Annotated in this window: 3 protein-coding genes; 2 read left to right on the top strand and 1 reads right to left on the bottom strand. The window is 73.0% G+C overall.

Annotated features, from left to right (window positions below):
- Positions 1-317: 317 nt before the first annotated feature.
- Positions 318-1,151: an alpha/beta fold hydrolase gene (locus B7767_RS33740; protein ID WP_085575426.1), complete on the bottom strand. Its 834-nt coding sequence runs from the start codon at positions 1,149-1,151 to the stop codon at positions 318-320.
- Positions 1,152-1,213: 62 nt separating this feature from the next.
- Between B7767_RS33740 and B7767_RS33735 the strand changes: the two genes are divergently transcribed.
- Positions 1,214-1,669, top strand: a complete 456-nt coding sequence (locus B7767_RS33735) for a MarR family winged helix-turn-helix transcriptional regulator (protein WP_085575425.1) — start codon at positions 1,214-1,216, stop codon at positions 1,667-1,669.
- A gap of 184 nt (positions 1,670-1,853) precedes the next feature.
- Positions 1,854-2,357, top strand: coding sequence for a DUF4396 domain-containing protein (locus tag B7767_RS33730; protein WP_085575427.1), 504 nt, complete (start codon positions 1,854-1,856; stop codon positions 2,355-2,357).
- The last annotated feature ends 20 nt before the right edge of the window (positions 2,358-2,377 follow it).

The following is a 2,377-nucleotide window of genomic DNA, read 5'->3' as shown; positions in this document are numbered from 1 at the left end:
GAGCGGACCCGCGACGGGCACGGCCGGCGCCGCGTCCGTCCGGCGCGCCGAGGGGCGGGCCTTCGTCTCGTCGGACGACGTTCCGGTTTCTCGCGTACGCATACGAAGTGGGTCTCTCTGAGGACGGGTCGGGTGTCCGTACCTGGATACCGCGCCCGGGACACCGCGGTGAAGAGCGACTCGGGCACGATCACCGGCTGTTCGGGCAACCCGGCCGGGGACCCGGCGCGCCCTGGGTGATCCGGCGGGCCCCGCGGCGGTCCTCGGCGCCGGGCCGGCGCCGGCTCAGGACGGGCGGCAGGTGCCGTCCGGCGCCGTCAGCCCAGGAAATCCATCAGCCGGTCGTTCAGTTCCTTCGGCTCGGTGAGCGGCAGGGAGTGGTGGGTGGCTCCGGGGAGCAGCACCACCTCGCCCTGCGGGAGGGTCCGGCGGGCCCTGTCGGCGACCTTGGCGGCGTCGTGGGCGCGGCCGCGCCCGGCGAGCAGGACCAGGACCGGCATGCGGAGACCGGCGACCCTGGGGCGGGGGCCGACGACGAGTTTGCGTCCGGGGACGGTGGCGGCCAGCGCGTAGAGGCGCTGCCAGGTCTCGTCGGGGTGGGTGTCCGCCGTCTCCCAGGCGAGGAAGGCACGGGTACGGTCCCGGCTCGGGCGGATCAGGGTGGGCAGCGCGCGCAGCAGGTAGCCGGGGCGGAACCCGGCGAAGACCTGGGTGGGATCGACGAGGGCGAGGCGGTCGACCCGCTGTGGTGCGTGCAGGGCGTACCTGACGGCCGTCCAAGCGCCGTAGGAGTGCCCGCACAGGTGTGTGCGGGCGAGCCCCAGCCCGTCCAGCAGCGCGTCCAGCCAGGCCGTCAGGTCGTCGGCGTTCTTCAGCGGTGTGCCCCGGCGTTCGGTGCGGCCGGCGTCGCCCAGCAGGTCGACCGCGTGGATCCGGTACCGCCCGCCGAGGGCCGGCGCGTTGGCGAACCAGACCAGGCCAGTGGCGGAGCCGCCGGGCAGCAGCACGAGCGGGCTGCCGTCCGCCGGGCCGTGCACATGGACCCGGGTGCGCCCGTACGGCGTGGCGACGTCACGCTCCTCGGTGGACTCGGGCCAGCGGGCGCGGAGTTCGTCGTAGGCAAGGTCGAAGGCCGACAGGGACACGGGCATTCCTCTCGCTCGGCGATAATCTCGCTCAGCGAGATACTATGCAAGGGTTCGAGGGAGTGTGCATGGACGATCAGAGTCCGGTGATGGGGCTGGTTCACTCGCTGCGCGCGGTGACCGTGGAGTTCGACCTGCTGGGCGCCGAGTTCGCCGCACGCCACGGACTGCATCCCACCGACGTGCGCGCACTGATCCACCTGCTGGACGCGGCACGGGCCGGCACCCGTGCCACGCCCGGGTGGCTCGGCGAGCAGCTGCGCCTGAACTCGTCCGGGACCACCGCCCTGGTGGACCGGCTGGAGCGGCTCGGGTGGGTCCGGCGCAGCAGGGACACGGCCGACCGGCGGCGCGTGCTGCTGGAGGTGGAGGAGGAGGCCGCACGACTCGGGTGGGCCTTCTTCGGGCCGGTGATCGGCGAGGTGGTGGCGGCCGCGGAAGGTTTCGAGGCGGGCGAGCTGGAGACGGTGCGCCGCTTCCTGGCCTCGGTGCTGGAGTCCACCCGGCGGGCGCGTTCGGCCTGACCCCGGCGAGAACTCCGCAGACGCGCCCCCGGACCGGCATCCCGCCGGCGGCCGCACACGGATGCCCCTCCACCGCCCGGCAGCCGGCCCGAATCACCCGTGGCCATATACCCCCCAGGGGTATATGGTTCGGGTTGTGGGGCCATCAGGGGTACTCGCGGGACGTCGAATGGGGATGAAGGTCATGGACCACAGCACGCACCACCTCGGTACCACGCACGACCACGCCGCCCCCGCGGGCGGCCACGCCCACGGCGCGACCTGGGCCACGGCCATGAAGGCGACGCTCCACTGCCTCACCGGGTGCGCCATCGGCGAGATCCTCGGCATGGTCATCGGCACCGCCCTGATGTGGGGCAACGTTCCGACCATGGCCCTCGCGATCGCCCTGGCCTTCGTCTTCGGCTACTCCTTCACGCTCTTCGCGGTGGTGCGCGCCGGGGTGTCCCTGAAGGCCGCGGTCAAGGTCGCGCTGGCCGCCGACACCGTCTCGATCGCGGTGATGGAACTGGTCGACAACGGCATCATCGCGCTGACGCCGGGAGCGATGGACGCCCACCTGGCGGACGGACTGTTCTGGTACGCGCTGCTCGGCGGCTTCGCCGTGGCGTTCGCGGTCACCACACCGGTCAACAAGTGGATGATCGGCCGCGGCAAGGGCCACGCCGTCGTCCACGCCCACCACTGACCCGCACCACCACGACGCCG

The sequence above is a fragment of the Streptomyces sp. 13-12-16 genome (assembly GCF_002114215.1).
GTDB lineage: Bacteria > Actinomycetota > Actinomycetes > Streptomycetales > Streptomycetaceae > Streptomyces.
This window is presented reverse-complemented; position numbering and strand designations above follow the sequence as displayed.

Bases quoted from the DNA above. Each gene is read 5' to 3' on its own strand.
- B7767_RS33735 (WP_085575425.1), top strand. From the start codon at position 1,214: ATGGACGATCAGAGTCCGGTGATGGGGCTGGTTCACTCGCTGCGCGCG.
- B7767_RS33730 (WP_085575427.1), top strand. From the start codon at position 1,854: ATGGACCACAGCACGCACCACCTCGGTACCACGCACGACCACGCCGCC.
- B7767_RS33740 (WP_085575426.1), bottom strand. From the start codon at position 1,151: ATGCCCGTGTCCCTGTCGGCCTTCGACCTTGCCTACGACGAACTCCGC.